General features: G+C 31.1%; 21 protein-coding genes. 11 read left to right on the top strand and 10 right to left on the bottom strand.

What is annotated here, in order from left to right:
* Nucleotides 1-3: 3 nt before the first annotated feature.
* The 7 genes from ACU4C5_RS10935 to ACU4C5_RS10965 are packed head-to-tail and all read left to right on the top strand — an operon-like array spanning nt 4 to nt 6467.
* Nucleotides 4-444 (top strand): hypothetical protein, encoded by a 441-nt coding sequence (locus tag ACU4C5_RS10935; RefSeq protein WP_446844250.1) that lies wholly within the window; start codon nt 4-6, stop codon nt 442-444.
* A 4-nt stretch (nt 445-448) separates the two neighbouring features.
* Nucleotides 449-1111, top strand: coding sequence for a hypothetical protein (locus ACU4C5_RS10940; protein WP_446844251.1), 663 nt, complete (start codon nt 449-451; stop codon nt 1109-1111).
* 37 nt (nt 1112-1148) lie between these two features.
* A complete protein-coding gene (locus tag ACU4C5_RS10945) occupies nt 1149-1796 on the top strand; it encodes a hypothetical protein (RefSeq protein WP_446844252.1) in 648 nt (215 codons plus the stop codon).
* A gap of 24 nt (nt 1797-1820) precedes the next feature.
* Complete coding sequence (locus tag ACU4C5_RS10950) at nt 1821-2255, top strand: hypothetical protein (RefSeq protein WP_446844253.1); 435 nt, start codon at nt 1821-1823, stop codon at nt 2253-2255.
* A 9-nt stretch (nt 2256-2264) separates the two neighbouring features.
* A complete protein-coding gene (locus tag ACU4C5_RS10955) occupies nt 2265-2810 on the top strand; it encodes a hypothetical protein (RefSeq protein ID WP_446844254.1) in 546 nt (181 codons plus the stop codon).
* Between the two features lie 57 nt (nt 2811-2867).
* Entirely contained in the window at nt 2868-5723 is a 2856-nt protein-coding gene (locus ACU4C5_RS10960; protein ID WP_446844255.1) for a sensor histidine kinase, read from the top strand.
* 3 nt (nt 5724-5726) lie between these two features.
* Nucleotides 5727-6467 (top strand): LytR/AlgR family response regulator transcription factor, encoded by a 741-nt coding sequence (locus tag ACU4C5_RS10965; protein WP_446844256.1) that lies wholly within the window; start codon nt 5727-5729, stop codon nt 6465-6467.
* Here ACU4C5_RS10965 and ACU4C5_RS10970 read toward each other — a convergent pair.
* A complete protein-coding gene (locus tag ACU4C5_RS10970) occupies nt 6460-8022 on the bottom strand; it encodes an FMN-binding glutamate synthase family protein (protein ID WP_446844257.1) in 1563 nt (520 codons plus the stop codon). The genes ACU4C5_RS10965 and ACU4C5_RS10970 overlap by 8 nt on opposite strands.
* Nucleotides 8023-8158: 136 nt before the next feature.
* On the opposite strand from ACU4C5_RS10970, the gene ACU4C5_RS10975 reads away from it, so the two are divergent.
* Together ACU4C5_RS10975 and ACU4C5_RS10980 are read left to right on the top strand one after the other, a co-directional pair.
* Entirely contained in the window at nt 8159-10483 is a 2325-nt protein-coding gene (locus ACU4C5_RS10975) for an ATP-dependent helicase (protein ID WP_446844258.1), read from the top strand.
* Nucleotides 10484-10536: 53 nt separating this feature from the next.
* Nucleotides 10537-11157, top strand: a complete 621-nt coding sequence (locus tag ACU4C5_RS10980; protein WP_446844259.1) for an L-threonylcarbamoyladenylate synthase — start codon at nt 10537-10539, stop codon at nt 11155-11157.
* Nucleotides 11158-11232: 75 nt separating this feature from the next.
* Here ACU4C5_RS10980 and ACU4C5_RS10985 read toward each other — a convergent pair whose 3' ends face one another.
* The 3 genes from ACU4C5_RS10985 to ACU4C5_RS10995 form a co-directional block, all read right to left on the bottom strand.
* Entirely contained in the window at nt 11233-12090 is an 858-nt protein-coding gene (locus ACU4C5_RS10985) for an OmpA/MotB family protein (protein ID WP_446844260.1), read from the bottom strand.
* Nucleotides 12091-12192: 102 nt separating this feature from the next.
* On the bottom strand, nt 12193-13173 hold the full coding sequence (locus tag ACU4C5_RS10990; RefSeq protein WP_446844261.1) for a glycosyltransferase: 981 nt from the start codon (nt 13171-13173) through the stop codon (nt 12193-12195).
* Nucleotides 13170-13616 carry a type I restriction enzyme HsdR N-terminal domain-containing protein gene (locus tag ACU4C5_RS10995; protein ID WP_446844262.1) on the bottom strand — a complete coding sequence of 149 codons (447 nt, stop codon included), beginning with the start codon at nt 13614-13616 and terminating at the stop codon, nt 13170-13172. The genes ACU4C5_RS10990 and ACU4C5_RS10995 overlap by 4 nt, the downstream gene beginning before the upstream one ends.
* Nucleotides 13617-13747: 131 nt before the next feature.
* Between ACU4C5_RS10995 and holA the strand changes: the two genes are divergently transcribed.
* Entirely contained in the window at nt 13748-14752 is a 1005-nt protein-coding gene (holA, locus tag ACU4C5_RS11000; RefSeq protein WP_446844263.1) for a DNA polymerase III subunit delta, read from the top strand.
* Nucleotides 14753-14767: 15 nt separating this feature from the next.
* On the top strand, nt 14768-15256 hold the full coding sequence (locus ACU4C5_RS11005; protein WP_446844264.1) for a MepB family protein: 489 nt from the start codon (nt 14768-14770) through the stop codon (nt 15254-15256).
* Here the strand turns inward: ACU4C5_RS11005 and ACU4C5_RS11010 are convergent, their stop codons facing one another.
* From ACU4C5_RS11010 to ACU4C5_RS11035, 6 genes are all read right to left on the bottom strand, one after another.
* Entirely contained in the window at nt 15257-15733 is a 477-nt protein-coding gene (locus tag ACU4C5_RS11010) for a hypothetical protein (RefSeq protein WP_446844265.1), read from the bottom strand.
* Nucleotides 15730-15993 (bottom strand): DUF202 domain-containing protein, encoded by a 264-nt coding sequence (locus ACU4C5_RS11015; protein WP_446844266.1) that lies wholly within the window; start codon nt 15991-15993, stop codon nt 15730-15732. Before ACU4C5_RS11015 ends, ACU4C5_RS11010 begins: the two co-directional genes overlap by 4 nt.
* On the bottom strand, nt 15994-16371 hold the full coding sequence (locus tag ACU4C5_RS11020) for a DoxX family protein (protein ID WP_446844267.1): 378 nt from the start codon (nt 16369-16371) through the stop codon (nt 15994-15996). It abuts the gene before it with no gap.
* Nucleotides 16372-16380: 9 nt separating this feature from the next.
* Nucleotides 16381-17991 (bottom strand): class I SAM-dependent methyltransferase, encoded by a 1611-nt coding sequence (locus ACU4C5_RS11025; RefSeq protein WP_446844268.1) that lies wholly within the window; start codon nt 17989-17991, stop codon nt 16381-16383.
* A 331-nt stretch (nt 17992-18322) separates the two neighbouring features.
* Nucleotides 18323-20734 carry an alpha-ketoacid dehydrogenase subunit alpha/beta gene (locus tag ACU4C5_RS11030; RefSeq protein WP_446844269.1) on the bottom strand — a complete coding sequence of 804 codons (2412 nt, stop codon included), beginning with the start codon at nt 20732-20734 and terminating at the stop codon, nt 18323-18325.
* A 153-nt stretch (nt 20735-20887) separates the two neighbouring features.
* Nucleotides 20888-23719: a gluzincin family metallopeptidase gene (locus tag ACU4C5_RS11035; RefSeq protein WP_446844270.1), complete on the bottom strand. Its 2832-nt coding sequence runs from the start codon at nt 23717-23719 to the stop codon at nt 20888-20890.
* Nucleotides 23720-23769: the final 50 nt, after the last annotated feature.

The following is a 23769-nucleotide window of genomic DNA, read 5'->3' on the forward strand; positions in this document are numbered from 1 at the left end:
CACATGAAAACGACTTTAAAATCAGTACTATTACTATTATTAACATTAACATTTTTAAATTGTGATAATGACGATGATAATGCAGCAAATGTAGATGTTTGTAATTATGAAGGACTTACTGCTGAAATAAACGGTACAATAACATTAATACCTGAAGACGAATTATACACACATTACTTTCCAAATAATGACGGACCAGGTTCTCCAGCAGTAGAAGTAGGTTATACCACTAATTTAGGAAATACATTTGTAGTTACAAGAGCTTTAACTGTTGGAGCTATAGATACTAATCCAGAAATTAGAATAGATGATGTTGATTATGCTGGTGTTGTTACTTGCCAAAGAGCAAATAACGCAGTGGGAGAAGAATTAAGATTTGATGTTGTACTTACAGGAGTAGGAGAGGCAGAATTATGTGTGGTTATTGATCAGGTAACACCATAATTTTATGAAAATATTTTCAAAATTTTTATTAATGAGTATTATGGCAATCACTTTATGTAATTGTGATAATAACGATGACGCTACAACTTCTTCAATTGATGGGTTTACTATTAATTCAGTATTTCACGAAACGGTAAATGCTTATATAACTATTGATCAGTTGGATAATAATGCAGACGGACATCCTGATCAGTATAATTTTATGTTTACTGACGGAAGAATTACAGATACTTTTGGAGACGTAGGCGTAGGATATGAGTATGCATATTCAGTAAATACAACCTCTAAATTAGCTTTAATAAAAGTTAGATCAGTAGATAATACAAGTTTAGTTGGAAGCGCTATTTCGGCAGGAAACACCTATATAGGTTCTAGTTTTAGTACCGGAACACCTAATTTTTCGGCAGACTCTGTAATTGCTTTTGATGGATTGGTTGCAACCAGTTTTGGTACTGAAAATGGTATTGATTTTGGAAATCTTCTAGAAACTCCAGGAACTTGGTATTATGTAGGAACTGTAGCACCAATGGTAACCATAAACGCTATAAATATAGATGCTTCTGCGCCAGAAAATAGTACAATTGATATTGATTACACTTTTTTAGCAGCAGATGGGACTTCAATTACCGGGCATTACGACGGTACTTTAGGGATTATCTTAGATTAATGATTTTATAAAATAATAGCGTATACTTATGAAAAAAATGCAAATACTTTTTGTGTTATTCGCCGTCACTATTTTTAGTTGTGATAATAATGATGATGCACAAACAAATTCTCAAAATCCAACCGATGGATTTACAATAGGAAGTACATTTTTTGAAACTCCTAACGCATATTATGAAGTAGATGAAGATGATGACGATCCCTTAACAGGTGGAGATAGTTATCCAGATGATTATATTTTCTTCTTTTCAAACGGACGAATGTTTGATAATGATGCAGATGTAAATGGGTCTTCAAGTGATTATTTGTTTTCTTTAAACACTTCAGAATGGGTGTATTTAGCTGTAAATGTTGAAGATAATCCAAGTTTAGCTAATTCGGCTCCTACGGTAGGTAATACTTATGTAGTTTCAGATCATGATACTGTAATTATTACCGGAGGAACAATTTCACAATTATCACCTTCTTATTTTAATAACGGCTTAGAGTTTGGTGAAGGTGTTGAAGATGTTACTACAGAACATTGGCCAGCAACCCAAGGAAATACAATAACTATTAACGTCTTAAATATTGATGTTATTAACCCGCAAAATAGCACTATTAATGTAGATTATACTTTTGTAAAACTGAGCGGTGATATTGTTACCGGGCATTACGAAGGATCTTTAGGAATTATTTTAGATTAATTTTTTGCTTTTAAAACTACGATTATGAAAAATCTACTTATTTTATTTATTTTAATGTTTACCATTGTTTCATGTAATAATGACGACGATGCAACCAATCAAGTATCATGTAATTACGAAGGGTTTTCTTATTTAGATAGCAATAATAATGACCAATCAATTGTTGCGGAATCCGAATTAAATACTCAATATTTTCCAAACGCAAGTAACGGACCTTATGGTGCTCCAGGAATAGAAATTGCATCATTTTCATCATCACCAACAATTTTTTTTACCACTAACGTTATTGATCTAAACGAAGTAGGAAGTGGTTATTTCTTATTAGACGGTATTGAAGAAGTAGGCGTTGTGGTCACTTGTCAACGCGCTGGATCTGCAGTAGGAGATGAAGTGAGATATGATGTGGTTTATGGTGGTGTTGAAGTAGAGTTTTGTGTAACTATTGATGAAGTTTTATAATATATAAAGATGAAAAAAAAATTAAAACCATTACTGTTAGTTATTTTAGTATTGTTAGTGTTTAATTGTTCGGAAGATGATACAATTACACCAACATTAAATACAAGTGAATATTTTAAGTACTCCATAAATAACGGACCCGAACGTATATTTGATACAACGGCAAAAGGATATTATACATCAAATACAAATAACGCTTATGATAAGTTTTTCTTTAGAGCGGGTGCAAATTCAGCTGCTAGTATATATGTTGATGGCGATTTTACCTTTCAAAATATGACTACATTTATAAATACTAATAATTTTTCTTGGGGAATTTCCGATGGTGTAAACGCTAAGTTTTATTTTACAGAACTTACACCAGGAAATGTATTCTTTTCAGATATAATAAATTTACCAACAAACCCAGTTGAATGTATTGTAACCGTACATCCTACTAATGTTGGTGATTATCTTGAATTTACTTTTCAAGGAGAGTATATTAGTGTTGTAGGAAATTTATCTCAAGGAACAGTTTCTGGGTCTGGACGCATATATCGTCTTGATGATCAATAATAAATAGTTAATAATATAAAACCATTACTTTTGTGTTAAACCATTAAAATTATATACTTGAAATATAAAACACTCCATATTACGGTTTGCGTCTTTTTAGTATGGAGCATTTCAATGGCACAGCAATACACCAATTTTTCTACCAAAGACGGTTTACCTAGTAATCAGGTATATACCATTATACAAGATGCCCAAGGATTTATGTGGTTTTTAACCGATAAGGGCATGGTAAAGTATAATGGAAAAACCTTTAAAACTTATACCACGAGAGATGGCTTACCAAATAATGATGTTTGGGATGCTTTTTCCACACCAGATGGTAAAGTATGGTACATGTCTAAATCTTCTAAATTAGGTTATATTAAAAACGATAGTGTATTATCTTTTTCAAACGAAAATAAAGATGAAATTATAAATCCTATCTACTCAACTCAAATTGATAACGATGTCTATTTTGGAGGCCCAAATAAAATTTTTAAATTAAAAAATAGCATTTGGAAACATATAGAAACACCTACAAATAAAGAGGAGATTCAAGATGTTATTATGATTTTCAACTCTCCTGTGGCTTATTTAAAAGTTAAAAAGAAACGTGACAGTCTGTTTGTATACGATAAAAATCATACCATTTTAAAACGTTTTTCTATAGAAAGTAGTTTTTTTTTAAGTAGCTCAAGAGGTCAAATTAATGAAAAGGTCTTTTTTTGGACATCTAATCATATGTACATGATTTTAAATCTAGAGACTTTAGAATTAAAGAGTTTTAAATTTAAAGATGAAATAGGTGTTGATACTATCAAATACCCGCGAATTAACTTAGTAGGAAATACCATTCAAATTTCAGGAGAACCTTTTGTAGGTGTTTTAGATGATAATTTTCATGTTAAATCGCCTTTCTTTTTTCCTTCGGAATTAAATGCACATTTTGGATATATAGATGTGCAAAACACCATTTGGATTTCTACTTTTGCTAACGGCGTGTACAAATTACCTTATATAAAACAACATGTTGATTATGCTTTTGAAAAGGAGAAAATACAAAGTTTAGATTTTATAAATAACCAATTAATAGTAGGAGTTTACAATAAAGGATTTTATAAATATAATGATATTAAAAAAACGTTCTCACCATATATTGAATCTATAGATTATGTATTTGGAGTCAATGAAATTAAAGAATTTAATACCTGCTATTTCTTAAAAAATGCAAATGTAATTATTGAAAAAAAGCATACACAACGCTCTATAGATTTTAAAATTGATGAAGAACGCTCCGAATATGTAAACTCATTTATTAAAAAAGTAATCTATTTTAATGATAAATTATATGGTATTTATTCCTTCGGAATTTATGAATTAAACCCTGAAACTTTTCATATAGAAAATGACTTTAAACTACGTGGTTCAAATGATTTTGTAGTGTTTAATTCGCGTTTAATTATTGCAACAAATAATGGTTTAAAGGAATTAAAAAACGATAAAATTATAAATGTTAATTTTAATAACGAGCAGTTTACTAAAGCTGTTTTAAGTGTAAAAACTTTACCAGATCATAAATTGTTAATTAACACAGATGGTTTTGGAAGTTTTATTTCAAATTTAAATGATATTTATGCCTTAAAAGGTTCCGATTTTTTAATTGTTCAGGATGCATATATTAAAGGACAAGCAATTTGGTTAGCTACAAATACAGGGGTGTTACATTTTGAAAAACAACACAAAAAATATCAATTAAAAACAGCCTATACTATTGAAGATGGTTTACCTAATAGCAACATAAATAAAGTTTTTGTAAACGATTCTAGTTTAATAGTGGGGACTAATAATGGATTGGCAATTTTACCAATTCGGCAAAAAAAAGAAAATTTATTCTTTGATGTTTTTATTGAAAAAGCGACTTATAATACAAATGTTATTGACGAATGTAATTTTGAATTTTACTATACAACTAATAATACGTTAAGCTTAACTGTAAATTCTATTGATTTTTCTGAAGTTGCAAAAAATAACTTTTCTTATAAATTAGAACCTATTCAAACAGAATGGACTACAACAGCAATACCTGTTTTTAATTTTAATAATTTACAGCCCAATGATTATGTATTCAATTTAAAATCGGGGACTATTGTAAAGGAATTAAAATTTACTATTGAACCGTTATGGTGGCAAAAAGGTTGGGCAAAATCACTTCTTATTTTATTTTCTGTAGCTATTTTAAGTTATATTGTTTGGTATGTGAGTAAACAAACACAACTTAAAAAGAACAAAAAACTGATACAAGAAAAAATGCTTACAGAAACGCAACTTAAAGCATTGCGTTCTCAAATGAATCCTCATTTTGTGTTTAACTCATTAGCAGCAATTCAGTATTATATTAATAATAATGAAATTGAAGCTTCCGAGAAATATTTGGTAAAATTCTCTAAGCTTATTCGTCAGTTTTTTGAACTATCAAAAGAAACCGAAATCACTTTAGATAAAGAGATAAAATTAATTAAAAGTTATTTAGATATAGAAAAACTCCGCTTTAAGGATAAGTTTGAATATCATTTTAATATTGATGAAAATATTCATGTTAAACATGTAAAATTACCAACAATGCTTTTACAACCTATTGTTGAAAATGCTATAAATCACGGAATTTTTAATAAATTAGAAAACGGAAATGTGTACATTAACATCTGTTATATATCTAATAAAAGCACTAAAATTGAAATTATTGATGATGGAGTAGGTTTTATAAATACACAAAAACAAAGTAATCTAAAGATAAAATCGTCTCATGTTTTAAAAGATAGATTAAAATATTTAAATAAATCAGAACACTGGAGAATTACTTATTCAGAAGAAGAATATCAACCAGAACTTAATGATAAAGGAAACAAATCAACCTTTATAATTACTCAATTATAATTTATGAAAACATTAACTGCGGTATTAATTGACGACGAAGTTTCTAATCTAAAAGGTTTAGCGCAAAAGCTAGGGAAATTATTTCCTGAAATTGAAATCACTCATACATTTCAAAAACCTGAAGATGCCGTAAAAGCGTTGCAAACAGAGCAACCTGATTTAGTGTTTTTAGATATTGAAATGCCTAGAATTAACGGTTTTGATTTACTCTCGCGGTTATCTAATATTCAGTTTCAAGTGATTTTTGTAACGGCATATAGCGAGTATGCAATTGAAGCGTTTAAGCAAAATGCTATTGATTATGTGCTAAAACCAATTGATAATGCCGATTTAACTGTTGCAATAGATAAAGCGATTACTGTAATAAGCGAAAAAAGCGAACTCAATAATAGCCATAAGTTAGTGAATTTGTTAACAGGTGCGTTGGCAGATAATAAGAAAATAATAATTCCTACTTCAAAAGGTTTGTCATTTATCCCTCAAGAAGAAGTAATTCATCTAGAAGGTTATGAAGGTTACACTAAAATTCATTTAATAAACACAACAACAATAACAAGTTCTTATAATTTAGGACGTTTTGAAAAACTATTAAGCACCGTTTTTTTTAAATGCCATAAATCACATATTATTAACCTTGAGAAAGTGCGTCATTTTGAAAATGAAGGGTATGTTGTTTTAGAGAATGAGTATCGTGTACCTATCTCTAAAGCCAACCGAAAAGCGTTTTTAAAAGTGTTTAACTAGCTTTATTTCCACCCAAATATTTACAATCTTTCAACTCTTGCATGCCATTAAAAGGAACAGGTGTTTTTGTATATTGATAAGTAACACTCAACTCGCTAGATAAGTTGTGATCATCTACATTAATTTCAATATCACTCATTTTAAATTCACAAGGATGCTCGTAACCTGCAGCATGTGTTATTTCAATAAATTCTTTTCTAAACGTTCTAAAATATTGTGCTAAACGTACAGATTTTAAGGTAGGGTCTATTCCGTTTTGTAACCATTTACTTTGTGTAGCAACACCACTTGGGCACTTGTTGGTGTGGCAAACTTGCGCTTGTATACAACCAATACTCATCATTGCTTCACGCGCTACATTTATACAATCTACACCCATTGCAAAAGCCATGGCAGCTTTCGCTGGAAATCCTAGTTTTCCACTTCCAATAAATACAATTTGTTCACTTAATCCTTTTCTTTGGAATAATTTATATAAATCTCCAAATCCGTAAACCCATGGTAAACTTACGTGGTCTGCAAAACTTGGAGGAGCAGCTCCAGTACCACCTTCACCACCATCAACAGTAATAAAATCTGGACCTTTACCCGTTGCAGCCATAATATCTGCTAATTCTTCCCATTGTTCTAATTTTCCAATAGCCGCTTTTATTCCTACAGGAAGTCCTGTTTCTTTAGCAATTTGTTCTATAAATTCAACCATTTCAGGAACGTTACTAAATGCCTTGTGATTTGGTGGAGACAATACATCTTTACCAACTTCAACACCTCTAATTTCTGCAATTTGTTCTGTAATTTTCGAACCTGGTAATACACCACCTTTTCCTGGTTTTGCACCTTGAGATAATTTTATTTCAATAGCACGAACAAACGGATTGTTTTCAACGAGTTTTTTCATCTTTTCCATTGAAAAACCACCATCTTCAGCTCTTACACCAAAATAACCTGTTCCAAAATGAAAAATAACATCACCTCCATTACTATGGTATGGCGAAAGTCCGCCTTCTCCAGTGTTGTGATAAGCACCAGCCATATGCACACCTTTATTCATAGATTCTACAGCTTTTGCTGATAGTGACCCAAAACTCATTGCCGATACATTAATTACAGATGCCGGACGAAATGGTTTTCTACGATTTTTATGAGCACCTATTACTTTCGCACATGGTAAAAAGCAGTGGTCGGTAGCGTTAGGATGATCATCTTTAACTTGGTAAGGCATCATCGCATTGTTAATAAACAAATGTTGATGTGCGTAAATATCTCTATCGGTACCAAAACCTTCGTAATTATTTTCCTTCTTAGCCGAAGCATAAATCCATCCGCGTTCAATACGATTAAAAGGTAATTCTTCTCTGTTATTAGCAACAAGATATTGCCTTAATTCAGGACCTATTTTTTCTAAAATATATCTAAAATGCCCAATAATAGGGTAGTTATGGCTTATGGTATGTCTTTTCTGAAAGAAAACATCTCTTATTGCAACAAGTACAATAATAAATAATAACCACATCCACCATGTTATTTGGCTTAAAAAATCGAGAACAGAATTCATAAATAATAATTTTGAACAAAGATATTTTAATTTTATCAGAACAAATAAAAGTTTTATGAATTGTTTATAATTATTAAGAAATGTAAGGGGTTTAAAACTCTACAATTCTTATTTTTATGCCATAAAAGAAAATGAATTGGAGAAGTATTTAAGTCAGTTAAACGAAGCACAGTTAGCACCAACAATCCAAAAGGATGGTCCAATGATAGTTATCGCTGGAGCAGGCTCAGGAAAAACACGTGTTTTAACGTATAGAATCGCCTATTTAATGAGTTTAGGAATAGACTCGTTTAATATTTTATCACTCACATTTACAAATAAAGCCGCTCGAGAAATGAAAGAGCGTATTTCTCAAATTGTAGGAACAAGTGAGGCAAAAAATTTGTGGATGGGAACATTTCACTCGGTTTTTGCTAAAATATTACGAATTGAAGCCGATAAATTAGGGTATCCAGCAAATTTTACCATTTATGATACCCAAGATTCCGATAGATTGCTTTCTGCAATTATAAAAGAAATGGGCTTAGATAAAGAGATTTATAAATACAAACAGGTGCGTTCGCGTATTTCTTCGTATAAAAATAACTTGATTACCGTAAAAGCATACCGTAATAACCCAGAGTTAATTGAAGCTGATAAAGCAGCAAGACGACCAAGGATGGGAGATATTTATCAAGAATTTGTAGAGCGTTGTTTTAAAGCAGGAGCGATGGATTTTGATGATTTATTATTACGAACCAACGAGCTTTTAACGCGTTTCCCTCAAGTATTAGCGAAATATCAAGATCGTTTTAGATATATTTTGGTAGATGAGTATCAAGATACAAATCACTCTCAATATTTAATTGTAAAAGCCTTATCAGATCGTTTTCAAAATATATGTGTAGTAGGAGATGATGCACAAAGTATTTATGCTTTCCGTGGTGCAAATATTAATAATATTCTGAATTTTCAAAAGGATTATGACGATGTGAAAATGTATCGATTAGAACAAAATTACCGTTCTACAAAAGTGATTGTAAATGCGGCAAATTCAGTTATAGATAAAAACAAAACCAAATTAGATAAGATTGTTTGGACCGCAAATGATGAAGGTGAAAAAATAAAAGTGAACCGTTTGCTTACCGATGGTGAAGAAGGGCGTTTTGTAGCGAGTTCTATCGCCGAAAACATGCGAGAAAATAGTGAACTTAAAAATAGTGATTTTGCAATTTTATATCGTACCAACGCACAATCTCGTGCCATGGAAGATGCCTTACGTAAACGTGGTATTGATTATAGAATTTACGGTGGTGTTTCGTTTTATCAACGTAAAGAGATTAAAGATGTCTTATCATATTTACGTTTAATAATTAATCCTGCCGATGAAGAAGCACTAAAACGTGTTATAAATTTTCCTGCTAGAGGAATTGGGCAAACCACAATTGATAGATTAATAGTAGCTGCTAATGGTTATAAACGTTCTATTTTTGAAGTGATTCAGAATATAGATAAAATTGATCTAAAAATTAATTCTGGAACCAAAAATAAATTAAGGGATTTCGCCTTAATGGTTGAGAGTTTTACGGTAATGAGTGAAACGGCAAATGCTTTTGAATTAGCAGATCATGTAACTAAAGCTACCGGATTAATTAAAGAATTTAATAAAGATAGTACGCCAGAAGGAGTTGCTAAAATGGATAACATTGCAGAGCTTCTTAATGGTATGAAAGATTTTGTTGAAGAACAAAAAGAGTTGGTAGATACCACAGGTTCTTTAGCAGAATTTTTAGAAGATGTTGCGCTTGCTACAGATTTAGATAATGATAAAGGAGAAGATGATCGTGTAGCATTAATGACTATTCACTTGGCAAAAGGACTAGAGTTTTCATACGTATATATTGTAGGTATGGAAGAAGAATTGTTTCCAAGTAGTATGAGTATGAGTACACGTAGTGAACTAGAGGAAGAGCGAAGATTGTTTTATGTAGCACTTACAAGAGCTGAAAAACAAGCTTATTTAACATACACGTTATCGCGTTACCGTTGGGGAAAATTAATTGATGCTGAACCAAGTCGTTTTATTCAAGAAATTGATGAAAAATATGTAGATGTGATAACTCCAATGGACGACCCAAGGCAAAATCCAATGCTTAATCCTAATATTTTTGGTGATGATATGCCTAGTGCAAATACAGTACGATTTAAAAAACCATTAATTAGAAAGCCTCAAAAGAAAGCACCACAATTTGTACCCCCTAAAAAATTAAAACCTTTATCTAAATCTGCTACAGGAACTGCCGCAAATTTATTTGATGGTAAAATGGTAAAAGGAAATATTGTAGAACATTTACGTTTTGGTAAAGGGGAGGTTTTAAAAATTGAAGGCGTAGGACCAGATACAAAAGCAGAAATTAATTTTGAAAATGGAGGTGTTAAAAATTTACTACTTCGTTTTGCAAAATTGCAGATTATTGGGTAACTTAGAGTAGCTTAAAAATGTTTTAAGTAAAAAGTGTAATAATATATAGTCTTATGGCTCAATTTATAAAAATTTACGAAGAAAATCCCAGCCCTAAAGAAATTAAAAAGGTTGTAGAAGTTTTAAAACGTGGTGGATTAATCATTTATCCAACCGATACCGTTTATGGTATTGGTTGCGATATTACCAATACAAAAGCTTTAGAGCGTGTTGCAAAGATTAAAGGTGTAAAATTAGAGAAAGCTAATTTCTCATTTATATGTGAAGATTTAAGTAACCTAAGTGATTATGTGAAGCAAATTGATACCACAACATTTAAGATTTTAAAACGTGCACTTCCTGGACCGTATACTTTTATTTTACCAGGAGCAAAAAGTTTGCCTAACGTATTTAAAAAGAAGAAAACAGTAGGTATTCGTGTGCCAGATAATGCGATTGCTTTAGAGATTGTTAAGCAACTCGGTAATCCTATAATATCAACATCTATACGTGATGAAGATGAGATTATAGAATATACCACAGATCCCGAATTGATTTTTGAAAAATGGAATAACCTTGTAGATTTAGTTATAGATGGTGGTTATGGGGATAACCAAGCATCCACGATCATTGATTTCTCAGATGGAGAAGCGGTAATTGTTAGAGAAGGAAAAGGAAGCTTAGAGATTTTTTAAGCGCTCATAATATTATAAAAAGAAAAAGCTCAACTAAAATAATTAGTTGAGCTTTTTTATGTTTTAAAATGAAACTTAGTTCTCTTCAGAAAGACTTTTCATTTCTTCTTCAATCATTTGGTAAAATTGATCAATTTTAGGTAAAACAACAATACGAGTACGTCTGTTTGTTGCTCTGTTTTCAGCAGTATCGTTTGCAACTAAAGGTACATAGTGACTACGACCAGCAGCAATAAGTTGTTGAGGGTTTACGTCTAACTCTTCTAAAGTTCTAACTACAGAAGTTGCACGTTTTACACTTAAATCCCAGTTATCTAATAATACACCTTTTCTATAAGGTACATTATCTGTGTGAGCTTCAACCATGGCTTCAAAGTTTGGTTTCCCATTAATTACTTTAGCAACTTTAGCTAAAACTTCTTTAGCACGAGATGTTACATTATAACTTCCGCTAGTAAATAATAATTTATCAGCAATTGAGATAAACACGACTCCTTTTTCAACATTAATTTGAATGTCTGGATCGTTAAGACCAACCTCTTTTTTCAAGCTAGTAACGATAGCAAGTGTTACACTATCCTTTTTAGTTAAAGCATCTTGTAAACGTGTAATTTTTAAATCTTTTTCTTTTAAGCTTTCTAAAGATTTTTCAAGATTATCAGCACCTTTTTGAGTAAGTGTTGTTAAATTCCCTTTTGTGTCAATTAAATCTTGGTTCGATTTGCGCAGATCTGAAAGTTGATCTTTCATTGTTTCTACACGAGCCATAGATGCTGCTTTGTCAGATAAACAACTGTTTAATTTTACAGTAGCAGTATTTAATAAATCTTGGGTTTCTTTTTGTTGTGCTTCAAGATCTGTAAATTTCTTTTTAGAGACACATGATCCTAAAAGTAACATTCCAGATATACTTAATAACATTAGTTTCTTCATAATAATAGTAATTATAGGTGTTATATTAACATAACCAAAATTATATAAAAGAATTATTGATTAGCTATATGTTAACAGAAAATTTAACATATTTAAAGAGAATTAAAATTGGCGTCTCTTTTTTACAAAATACTGCCAAACAATTGATGTCGTTTTATAGTAGTTTCCTTTCTGAGTAAGGGTTTTACGTTGTTTTAATACTGAAGGTAATTTACTGTAAAAACTAAAGTGTGCTTTTATAATAGCAATGAAATGAGCAAATTTTAGCTCAGATAAGAATTTTAGTCCCGCTAATCCATCTAAAAGGAGACGCGTAAACACTAATAAGAAGATATTACCGTGTGCATTTTTTACTAAAGTGATTAAACTATTTCTAAAATTTAGAAACGTTTTTTTAGGGTTTGTACTATTTAAAGTTGCGCCGCCAACATGAAATACTGTTGATGTTCCTATATATTTTATAGTATGATTTTGGTTGAAAGCTCGCCAGCACAAATCAATTTCTTCCATATGAGCAAAAAACGATTCGTCAAAACCATTTAAGCTTTCAAAAACAGATTTTCTAATGAAGAAACACGCTCCCGAAGCCCAAAAAATTTCAGAAGTATCATTATACTGTCCGTTATCTTTTTCTAAAGTATCAAAAATACGTCCGCGGCAATATGGATAGCCATATTTATCAATAAATCCACCAGCTGCTCCAGCATATTCAAAGTAAGATTTATCTTTAAAATCTAAAATTTTAGGTTGTACAATTGCAGTATTTCTATTTGTTTTAAATTCAGAAATTATAGGATTTAACCAGTTTTTGGTAACTTCAATATCACTATTAACTAAACAAAAAACATCGGCATCAATCCTTTTTAAGGCATCATTATAGCCTTTTGCATAACCGCCATTTGTAGTGTTTTTTATAATTTCAATATTTGGATATTTTGAAGATAAAAACGCTATCGAATTATCTGTTGAATCATTATCGGCCACATAAACTTTTGCAGCTTCAGAATGTGCAATTACAGATGGTAAAAACTGTTCTAAAAGTTTTTTTCCATTCCAATTTAGTATAACAATAGCTGTTTTCATGAGGTATAATCTGGGATATCTTTTAAAAAGACATAACGTTCGTTTTCAAAATCCATTTGACAATAATAATGCTCCAAGCCATTAGTTACCATTAAAAAAGTGGCATTTAAGGCCAGGTTGTAGCGTGCAATTTGATCAAAAGTTGCCTGACTAATTTTAATTTTAGGCGCTTTACATTCTACAACAATATGAATGCTACCATCGGGATTAAAAACCACAATATCGTAGCGTTTACGTAAACCGTTTACAGTTAATTCTTTTTCAACATTAATTAATGACTTAGGATATTTTTTCTCTGTCATTAAATAATGCACACAATGTTGACGCACCCATTCTTCGGGCTGTAATACCATAAATCTTTTACGGATTTCATCGAAAATAGAAATTTTATTTTCGCTATTTTTGAATCGGAATGTGTATGTGGGGAAATTTAACTTTTGCACTACACAAATTTATAATTATAATGTCGGTTTTGGCGATTTTCAACAAAAATATTATCGATAATTTTTCACGATTTAATACTTTGAAAATGAAGCATAACCAGTTAAGATTTTTTATATAATACACATATATTTTGGACGAAGTCAAACAATTAGTAACAGATATAAAGCAAGGAAACTTAAAACCTATTTATTTTTTAATGGGTGAAGAGCCGTACTATATTGATAAAATATCAGATTTTATTGAAGAAAATGTACTTGCCGAAGACGAGCGTGGGTTTAACCAAATGGTGCTTTATGGTCGCGATGTCACGATTGATGATATTGTAGGAAATGCCAAACGTTACCCAATGATGGCCGAGAGACAAGTGGTTATTGTTAAAGAGGCACAAGATTTGGCACGTAATATTGAAAAACTAGCAGCATATGCTAAAAATCCTCAACCTACAACGGTTTTGGTGATGAATTACAAGTATAAAAAAATAGATAAACGTAAGGCATTATATAAAGAAGTTAAAAAAACAGGTGTAGTTTTTGAAAGTAAAAAATTGTACGAAAATCAAGTTGCCGATTGGATAAGACGTGTTTTAGCGAGTAAAAAATATACCATTACACCAAAAGCATCTCAAATGTTAGTTGAGTTTTTAGGTACCGATTTAAGTAAAATTAATAACGAACTCGAAAAGCTTAAAATAATATTACCAGAAAATACTCAAATTACGCCAGAACATATTGAAGAAAATATTGGGATTAGTAAAGACTATAATAATTTTGAATTACGAAAAGCAATTGGCGAACGTAATACTGTAAAATCATTTCAGATTGTTAATTATTTTGGCGAAAACCCTAAAGATAATCCTATGGTGATGACTGTGTCTTTATTATTTGGATATTTTTCTCAGATATTAAAATTACATGGGATGAGTGATAAAAACCCACGTAACGTAGCTTCTGCATTAAAAGTGAATCCTTTTTTTGTAACTGAATATCTAGTAGCAGCCAAAAACTTTCCAATGAGAAAAGTGAGTGGCATTATTGAAATACTCAGAGAGTACGACGTTAAGAGTAAAGGGGTTGGTAGTAATGCTGTTCCTCAAGGAGATTTACTGAAAGAAATGTTAGTCAGAATTTTCAGTTAATTGAAATTTTTTAAAATGAATACTAATTTAGAAGACATTCAAAATAGCGTATACAAATCTTGTGATTTTAAGATAGTAGCATTACGTATAGAAGCTGAAAGTACAGAATATGATGCTTGTCAGTTTACACTAAATAGAAAACAGATTATAAGCAGGTCGTCAAAAATAACACCTAAAAAAGTAGGGCAGTTTGTAACTTTTTGGAAACGCGCCAACGATGAAGCCCCAATTGCACCTTTTGATAGGGATGATAATTTTGATTTTTTTGTAGTGAATATTCGTAAAGACAATCGCTTTGGTCAGTTTGTATTTCCTAAAGCGATACTTATTAAAAAAGGCATTATTTCAACAACGACAAAAGAAGGGAAAAGAGCATTTAGAGTGTATCCTTCTTGGGATATTCCTACAAGTAAACAAGCCGAAAAAACTCAAAAATGGCAATTAGATTACTTCTATGATGCTAAAACCTTAGATTTAGAGAAGGTGAAATCTTTATACCTGTAATTATTCACCCAAATCTTCTAACTGTATATTATAATCGTATTGTAAATCTTCGTGAAGTGTTTTTACAATTTTCTTGATACTTAAAATCTGACGATCATAAATATTGGTTAACGTTACGTTATTTGATATTGATGGCGAAAAATGCTTCAATTTATAACAGAAGTAGAGTAGTAGTTCGGCTTCTGTATCTTTCTTTAGAGAATATCTCGCGTATTTTTTTATCAATCGTAAAATTTTACGAACACTTTTTTTAATGTAGAAATAACTAGATGTATTGATGGTACTAAACTGTTCGTCAACTTCGGCCTTTACAATTTCAATATAACCGGCTTCATCATCAGATTCAAATAATAAATAGGTGAGGAGTTCTTTATTTTCTTTTTTGAATTTTGATAAACGCAAACAGAGTTGCATCAACTCTTCCGGAGAACGATGTTGCAACTCTTTTTTTATGGTAACTACAGATACTGCTTTCAAGCCTGATAATGTTTTTTGATGATTTTTTTAGTCTTAATAAGTCTGTAAATTCCAATACTCAATATTAGAGGAGACACTATTAAAAGAACAATTCCAAAGACTTTTAAATCTGAAAATAATTCTATTTTAAGTACGGTTAATCCGGTTCCTAAAAAGACAACAAATGTTCTAAAATAAGCTAAAAACGTACGCTCGTTAGCTAGTTTTGTACGCTCAATAGCAAGCCAATCTCTAGTGGTTAATGCGTTGTTATTTTCCATTTACATACGATCTATAGACATTTTTCCTGCTCCAGTTAAAAATAGTGCAACAAATACAATAAAGTATAAAAGTGCGTGCTCTTTTGATGCTAAACTATCTTTTGCATGCATCACAAAAGCGGCTACAAACATAGTAATTGCTGCAGGAATTGCTGCTAATTTAGTTTTAAAACCTATAATGATTAAGATTGGTGCTATAACTTCTCCTATTAATGCTAAAATTAATGATGGTAAATGTCCAATACCTAATGGATCTGGAAATGTAGATGGATCTGATAATTTTGCTATTTTAGGAATTCCATGCGTAAGCATAAAACCTCCAAATCCTACACGTAGTAATAAAAGAGCAAGGTCGTAAAAGTTTTTTTTCAACATCATATATATTATTTATTCCGTTCCTTTTAATAAATTAATACTCACTGTTGCGAGTTCATTATTTGGAAATGTAGTAAAATAATTTGGATCTGGGAGTAAACCAGCTTCTGCAGCAATTTTATTGAAAACGTCAACTTCCAAGATGAATTGATCACTATATCCGTGAGTTGCATCGTAGGCTGTTGCGGCTGTTTTTCCTAAATTATTTGCTGTAAATTTAGGGTTTATCGTGTGAAGTTCAATAATTAAAAGCCCAAAACGTTCTACGTAAGGTTTCCATTTTTCTAAATGTTCTAATAAAGAGTCTTCTACCAAGTTATTTGAGAGGCGTTTTCCTTCAGAAACATAAGCTCCCGTAGAAGAACTGATTCTTTTTGTAGGTGCTTTTGGCATTTCCCAAATACGATTATGATCTAAAAATGTACGTACATTTAATAAATCTTTTAAATCAATATTATAATCTTCTTTGAGGTCTTTTGCTAATAAATCTGGACGACCAATATCTCCCCAAATCACTTTTGCCCATATATCTGCTTTTATTAAATTGGCTCTTGTAACTTTTAATGCTGCTTGATTAAAATCTGCACCAACTAATAATAACGGATGTTCTTCAAGCTGTTTTCCTCTTGTAGTTTGGTGTTCAATAACTTCAAATATATGCTGAATAAACGCACCATTACCACAACCCATATCCAAAATGCCTTTAGGTTGCTCATCAATAGGTTTGTTAAAGAGTTTGATGATAATTTCATCTATAATTTTAAAATATGTAGAGTGCGCACCACCGCTTCCCCAAACATTCATCTCTCTATCTACATGTTTTTCAGTGTCGTTTGGTGAGTCGGTTTTTAAGATTAATGCGTTTCCAAATATCAATTCGTCTAACTGAACAAAGGTTGGTAAATAAGAAACGGTTACTCCGTAAGCACTGGCTCTTTTTGCAAAAAACAATCCTTTATCTGTAAATTGATAAGTGTTTTTTTTCTTTTTAAACCAACCTAAATGCGCAAAGAAGTCTAATATTTTCTTAAAACTCTCTGGATCTTTATGATATTCTTCGGCAGTAAAAGAAGCTTCCATAAAATACTTATGAAACAAACCATTTACACCAAGTAACACTACAATTGGTGCGACAATAACGCCTTCAATATGTTTTAATATTTGATGAGCAATACTATCTTCTTCAATATTTTCTAATCCGAAATTAGCTTCGTAAGTTTTAAAAACACGCTCTAAAGCTATAAAAGCTTCTGGGCTAACTTCATGCTGATTCGGGTATTTAACAGCAAGTGAAAGTAAGTTTATCGGTGCTTCATATAAATGTACTAAAGCAAAAGCGGTTTCACTTTGCGAATTTGTATGATAGGTAACTGTATTGCTGCTGTTATCTAACTCTTGTGTGAGCCAACCTTGAGAGCATAATACGCGTAAAGCCACATTAAGATAGCCTTCGTTAGCATTAAATTTTTGGGTTAATATTGTTATTGAAGCCGATTTATGATCTAAAAGGTATTGTAAAACTCCTTTTTTATATAATGAGAAAGCTGTTGTGGCAGTTGCAATCCCGTCGAGGTGTCTAAAAATAGTGCCTCTTAATTTTATTTTATCTGATTTTGTAAGCATAGGTGTTTTTTCTTTTCATATAAATATACTTAAAAGCGGAATACCATTTTAGGTTTAAAAACGAATTTAGGAGCTTTTTAACTAATATTAGAATTAGAAATAGCCTGAATATATTTTTTCAGAATAAAATTAGAAATTATGATGCTATATTATTTATTTAAATTGAAAAGGGAAATGTATTTGTTTTAACCTATTGAATAAGAATTTCAATGTAGATGGTTTTGCTGTTTTTATATTGAAAAAAACAGTTGTAGAAGCTGTAGAAATAAAAAAATCAATTAGCTATATTAAAATGAAATATAGCTAATTGATTTGTATGTGCTTTTAAGTATTATCTTAAAGCAGGATATTGTGTAGGATTAACTTCATGCATAACATCATAAATAGCTTCAAAAATGTCTTCTAAAGAAGGTTTTGAGAAGTAGTCTCCATCAGTTCCATATGCTGGTCTGTGTGGTTTTGATGTTAATGTTTTTGGTTGACTATCTAAATGCTTATATCCGTTTTGTTTATTTATAATTTCGTCTAAAATATATGCTGAAGCTCCTCCTGGAACATCTTCATCAATAACCATTAAACGATTTGTTTTTTCTAAACTCTTAACGATATCATGATTAATATCAAAAGGTAATAATGATTGTGCATCAATAACTTCGGCATCAATACCAACTTCAAGCAATTCTTTTGCAGCTTGCTCTACAATACGAAGTGTAGAACCGTAAGATACTAAAGTAATATCTGCACCTTCTTTAATGGTTTCAACAACTCCAATAGGCGTTTTAAATTCACCCATATTAGTTGGCATTTGTTCTTTAAGACGGTATCCGTTTAAGCATTCAATCACTAAAGCAGGTTCTTGAGCTTCTAGTAACGTGTTATAAAAACCAGCAGCTTTTGTCATACTTCTTGGAACTAATACGTGAATTCCTCTAACTAAGTGAATAATTCCACCCATTTGAGATCCCGAATGCCAAATTCCTTCTAATCTGTGACCTCTTGTTCTTATAATTAATGGTGCTTTTTGGCGACCTAAAGTACGATATTGTAAGGTTGCTAAATCATCACTAATAATTTGTAATGCGTATAATAAATAATCTAAATATTGAATTTCAGCAATAGGGCGTAAACCTCTCATTGCCATTCCAATTCCTTGACCTAAAATAGTTGCTTCTCTAATTCCTACATCGGCAACTCTAAGTTCACCATATTTTTCTTGTAATCCTTCTAATCCTTGATTTACATCTCCAATGTTACCAGAATCTTCTCCAAAGATTAAAGATTGTGGGTATTTACTAAATATGGCATCAAAATTATCTCTAATTACAAGTCTTGCATCTACAGATTCTGCATTAGCATCATAAGTAGGTTTCACTTCTTTTACGTTTAAGGCAGAATGTACACTTTCGTTGTAAAGATGAGAGCTGTATTTAGGTTGTACATCTTCAAAATAGGTGTTTATCCAAGTTTGAAGTGCTGTTTTTTCAGGAGAAGTTTCGTTAATAACATAACGTAAAGCTTTTCTAGCTGCAGAAAGTATATCCTTTCTTATTGGTTCTTTTATTTCAGAAATCTCATTCGCTAATTTAGAAATAAAAGCATTGTTAGGACTTGTTACTGCAAGGTTATTAATAATAGTAACAGCAGTATCGCGTTCTGCTTTAATTGGGTTAGAATAAGCTTCCCAAGCTGCTTTTTTACCAAGTCTAACTTCTTTTTTTATCACTTTATCAATAGCGTCTAAATCATCTTCAGTAGCAATATTATTGCTTAACATCCAATCGCGCATTTTGGTTAAACAGTCGTGTTCTGTTTCCCAGTTTAAACGGGCTTTATCTTTATAACGTTCATGAGATCCTGATGTAGAATGCCCTTGAGGTTGTGTTAATTCTTGTACGTGAATAAATACAGGCACGTGTTCTTCTCTCGCAATTTTTGATGCTTTTTGATAGGTTTCAACTAAAGCAACATAGTCCCAACCGTTTACACGAAGAATTTCGTAACCTTTAGATGTGTCATCACGTTGAAATCCTTTTAAAATTTCAGAGATATTTTCTTTTGTAGTTTGATGCTTTGCATGTACAGAGATACCGTATTCGTCATCCCAAATGCTAATAACCATTGGTACTTGTAATACTCCGGCAGCATTTATAGTTTCAAAAAATAAGCCTTCACTAGTACTTGCGTTTCCAATAGTTCCCCAAGCAACTTCATTTCCGTCTACTGAGAATTTATTAGTATCAATACCTTGTACGTTTCTGAAAATTTTAGAGGCTTGTGCTAATCCTAAAAGACGTGGCATTTGACCTGCGGTAGGTGAAATGTCTGCACTTGAATTTTTTTGTTCTGTAAGATTTTTCCAATTTCCTTGTGCATCAACACTATGAGTTCCAAAGTGACCTCCCATTTGACGACCTGCCGACATTGGATCTGCGTCAATTGATGGATGACCATATAATCCAGCAAAAAATTGTTGAATATTTAATTGTCCAATAGACATCATAAAGGTTTGATCACGGTAATATCCAGAACGGAAATCACCATTTTTAAACACTTTTGCCCATGCTAATTGTGGTACTTCTTTTCCATCACCAAAAATACCAAACTTAGCTTTACCTGTAAGTACTTCTCGTCGTCCTAATAAACTACATTCTCTACTGGTTACAGCAATCTTGTAATCATTAATAACTTCAGTTTGAAAATCTTCAAAAGTAATATCTTGTTTTATATTTTGGGATGTTTGCATAGTCTAGGTATTTGTTCATGCAAATTTAATGAATTTTTATAGTTTTAGCAACGTCTAATTTTGTTATAATATTATCAATATGACAATAAATGGGTTATTTGACTGTTGTTTATATATATAATTCTAAAAAAGAGCCTTTTTGTTAGGAATGTGTTAATACCATTTTCGTCTGAATAGCCCTAAAAGCACTTCTGGGTCTATTGTGAATTTAAATCTTATTTTTTCATCATAACCTTTTTGTCCTATTTCCCAACCTAAATTAGAATATACCGGAAAGAATACTTCAAAATAATCGGTCACTAAATTTAGTCGTACTCCAGAATCATAAACTACTGCAGGGGTTTCAAGTTTGTTTTTTACAATTCCTAGATCACCATAAGCTTCAATGTATCTCCAAAGTGTAGTACTTGTGTTAATGGTAGTCATCCATTGGTTTGCGTATGGGGTATCTAATTTAGATTTAAATCCGCCTTCTGCAATAATAATTTGCTGACTAAAAATCCCTGTAGCTTCCGATCTTCCTAAGTAATTATAGTCAAAAAGGTAATCTGTAGGGCGATCTAAAGCGAAACTAAAATAGTTTGAGTTTATATCGTTATGATTGTATAAAAATGTACCAGCAAAGAATCTGAAATTAAATTGACGATTACTTTCTGATAGTTTTCTGTATTCATAATTAACGGCTACTTTTCCAAAGTTTTTAGAAAGTTGAAAATCAGAATACCATTTAGAATAGTTTACTAAACCAGGGTTTGATTTTACGTATCTGATGTTAAAAACCCCATAATCTGGTTCTTCGGTTAATACGATATCAGATTCTAATTGATCTCTAGAAATATCTAAATATCTTATGTTTAAATTATCTAGTCTATTGGATCTTAAATTATGATCATCTCTAAAAGAGAATGAAATACTTGGTGTTATTGAGGTAACAAAAGCATTTTTTGCAAACGATTCGTAACCAGTTGCAATCCCATAAGTAATATTGTATAAATTACTATTTTCTAAATTATGCGTGTAAAATACAGATGCAGATCCTGTTAATGTTTGTGATCGTGTTGAGTATTGTGGCTTGAAACGATAATTTAATTTTTTTCGGAGTAAGGTTTTATTATAAATCGATGCACCAATATTTAACCCATCATAAATGTTTTGATACTCCATTAACGGCATTATAAAAACTTGATTGTAATTTGGGTCTTCAAGGTCTTTAAAAAGTCTAAACTGTAAAGGTTTATTGTTAAAAAAAATGCCTTTTAGGGATTTCCAATTATCTCTCAGGTTGATTTCAGGAATCGTATTATCGTAGTTTAATACTAACTTGTTAGCATTATTTTTAGGGATAGTTATTGTTTTTTGACCAGTAATATTTGTAATCCATTGTTTAGATACAATAGTGTCGTTACGTAGTGTGAATAACGATACTGGCATATTATTATCACGTTTATTTTTTATGGTAAGCGTTATAGAGTCTTCGGTCTTTTTTACATTTTTTATTTTGAAGTCAATTTTTTTCCTCGTGTTTAGGTAATCTTCAAAAAACCAATCGATATCTTTGTTACTCTGTTGTTTTAAAAGTGTTTTAAAATCTAAGGACGATGCTTGTTGTAATTTAGATTGCTTTAAATACGTTAATATAGTCTTCTCTAAAACATCAGAATCCATATAATCATCTAGATATTTTAGTCCAACACCGGCTTTATATTTTCCTGCGATATTAGAATTGAATTTTAATAATGAATCTTTTGATGTTGTTAAAGGTTGGTCTTTATTAGTACGCACCATTTGCATATAAAATAACGTGTATTGTTCGTTAAATTTTAAATCTGATGCATGAAAAGAACGTACACCCCAAATATTAGCAAAAGAGCCAAGGAGTTTCATGTCTGGGTAATTTTCTTCAATGTATTTTATTAAAAAATAGATTTGTAAACCATCTTTTAACCAATAATCTTTTCTTGGATTGGTAAGTAGTGTGTTTTCTAAATACCTGTTTAAAGCTGTTTTTAAAAGTTTCAATTCATATTGAAAATGATCTGGGAAAGGTCTTATAAAATCTGGTAGTTGGTTTAATCCATATAAGGGATCTTTCTTATACTCTAAATTAGACAGCATAAGTTGCTCATGCGGATATTCCCCTAAATTTTTAGTAATAAATGTTGTAATCTTATCTGTAATTAATGCTGTTTCGTGAGGTTGTAATTCCTTACTTTCAATATCACTAATTACGGTGAAATTATCTGTTTTTACGTAAGTATAATTTGGTTTTTTAGTTAGTGTAATATTACCATTAATCCTGTTTTTACCAGATAGAATTGACGTTTGTGTACTGTCCGTTTGCGTGGTGTTTATAATATTTAATTCTGAAAACAGTTTGTAGTTTCGAGGATGTTCTATTTCAAAAAGTAAATCTGAATTAGGAACATACAAATCTCCAAGGTTTTTATTGCTATAATATTGCCATTCACCATCATAAACGGCAGGAGTAATGTACCAATATTTTAAGTTGAAATTTTCATTATCCGAAATTCCGTAGCTTGTAAAAGTATCATCAGGAACCACTACCTTATAGTTAAGTGTAATTTGATAACTTGCATTAGGCGCAATAGGTGTTTTTAAATGCACTTTTACAACATCTGGTTGCTCTTTTAGATGGTTGTAATGTAGCTGTTGTGTGTCTTTTTGGGTAATTGAAGTGATTACGGTATAACCGCGTTCTTCATTTTTAGCAAAGTGAAATTTAGTGTTAAATTCTTCAGTAAAACGTTTTGCTAATGGTGTGTTTTTTGTAGAATAACTATTGTTCCAATCATTAAGATATATGGTATTTAAAGTATCTTTTGATGTGTTTTTGTAAACAATATATTCTGTAATTGAAATACTTTTATTTGGCACATCAAAGTTGGCCTTTAATTCAATTTTATTTTGACTTACAACCGATAGGTTTATAAAACAAAGTATAATTATGAGTAAACGTATTTTCAAAAGGCTAATTTAACTTTAAAGGGTTATCTGTAGAGCAGTGACAAATTAAA

This window comes from Lacinutrix undariae, assembly GCF_052934785.1.

What these genes read in the sequence shown, in the direction of transcription:
- ACU4C5_RS10935 (WP_446844250.1), top strand. Translation starts at nt 4, where the DNA reads ATGAAAACGACTTTAAAATCAGTACTATTACTATTATTAACATTAACA.
- ACU4C5_RS10940 (WP_446844251.1), top strand. Translation starts at nt 449, where the DNA reads ATGAAAATATTTTCAAAATTTTTATTAATGAGTATTATGGCAATCACT.
- ACU4C5_RS10945 (WP_446844252.1), top strand. Translation starts at nt 1,149, where the DNA reads ATGCAAATACTTTTTGTGTTATTCGCCGTCACTATTTTTAGTTGTGAT.
- ACU4C5_RS10950 (WP_446844253.1), top strand. Translation starts at nt 1,821, where the DNA reads ATGAAAAATCTACTTATTTTATTTATTTTAATGTTTACCATTGTTTCA.
- ACU4C5_RS10955 (WP_446844254.1), top strand. Translation starts at nt 2,265, where the DNA reads ATGAAAAAAAAATTAAAACCATTACTGTTAGTTATTTTAGTATTGTTA.
- ACU4C5_RS10965 (WP_446844256.1), top strand. Translation starts at nt 5,727, where the DNA reads ATGAAAACATTAACTGCGGTATTAATTGACGACGAAGTTTCTAATCTA.
- ACU4C5_RS10970 (WP_446844257.1), bottom strand. Translation starts at nt 8,022, where the DNA reads ATGAATTCTGTTCTCGATTTTTTAAGCCAAATAACATGGTGGATGTGG.
- ACU4C5_RS10980 (WP_446844259.1), top strand. Translation starts at nt 10,537, where the DNA reads ATGGCTCAATTTATAAAAATTTACGAAGAAAATCCCAGCCCTAAAGAA.
- ACU4C5_RS10985 (WP_446844260.1), bottom strand. Translation starts at nt 12,090, where the DNA reads ATGAAGAAACTAATGTTATTAAGTATATCTGGAATGTTACTTTTAGGA.
- ACU4C5_RS10990 (WP_446844261.1), bottom strand. Translation starts at nt 13,173, where the DNA reads ATGAAAACAGCTATTGTTATACTAAATTGGAATGGAAAAAAACTTTTA.
- ACU4C5_RS11005 (WP_446844264.1), top strand. Translation starts at nt 14,768, where the DNA reads ATGAATACTAATTTAGAAGACATTCAAAATAGCGTATACAAATCTTGT.
- ACU4C5_RS11015 (WP_446844266.1), bottom strand. Translation starts at nt 15,993, where the DNA reads ATGGAAAATAACAACGCATTAACCACTAGAGATTGGCTTGCTATTGAG.
- ACU4C5_RS11020 (WP_446844267.1), bottom strand. Translation starts at nt 16,371, where the DNA reads ATGATGTTGAAAAAAAACTTTTACGACCTTGCTCTTTTATTACTACGT.
- ACU4C5_RS11025 (WP_446844268.1), bottom strand. Translation starts at nt 17,991, where the DNA reads ATGCTTACAAAATCAGATAAAATAAAATTAAGAGGCACTATTTTTAGA.
- ACU4C5_RS11030 (WP_446844269.1), bottom strand. Translation starts at nt 20,734, where the DNA reads ATGCAAACATCCCAAAATATAAAACAAGATATTACTTTTGAAGATTTT.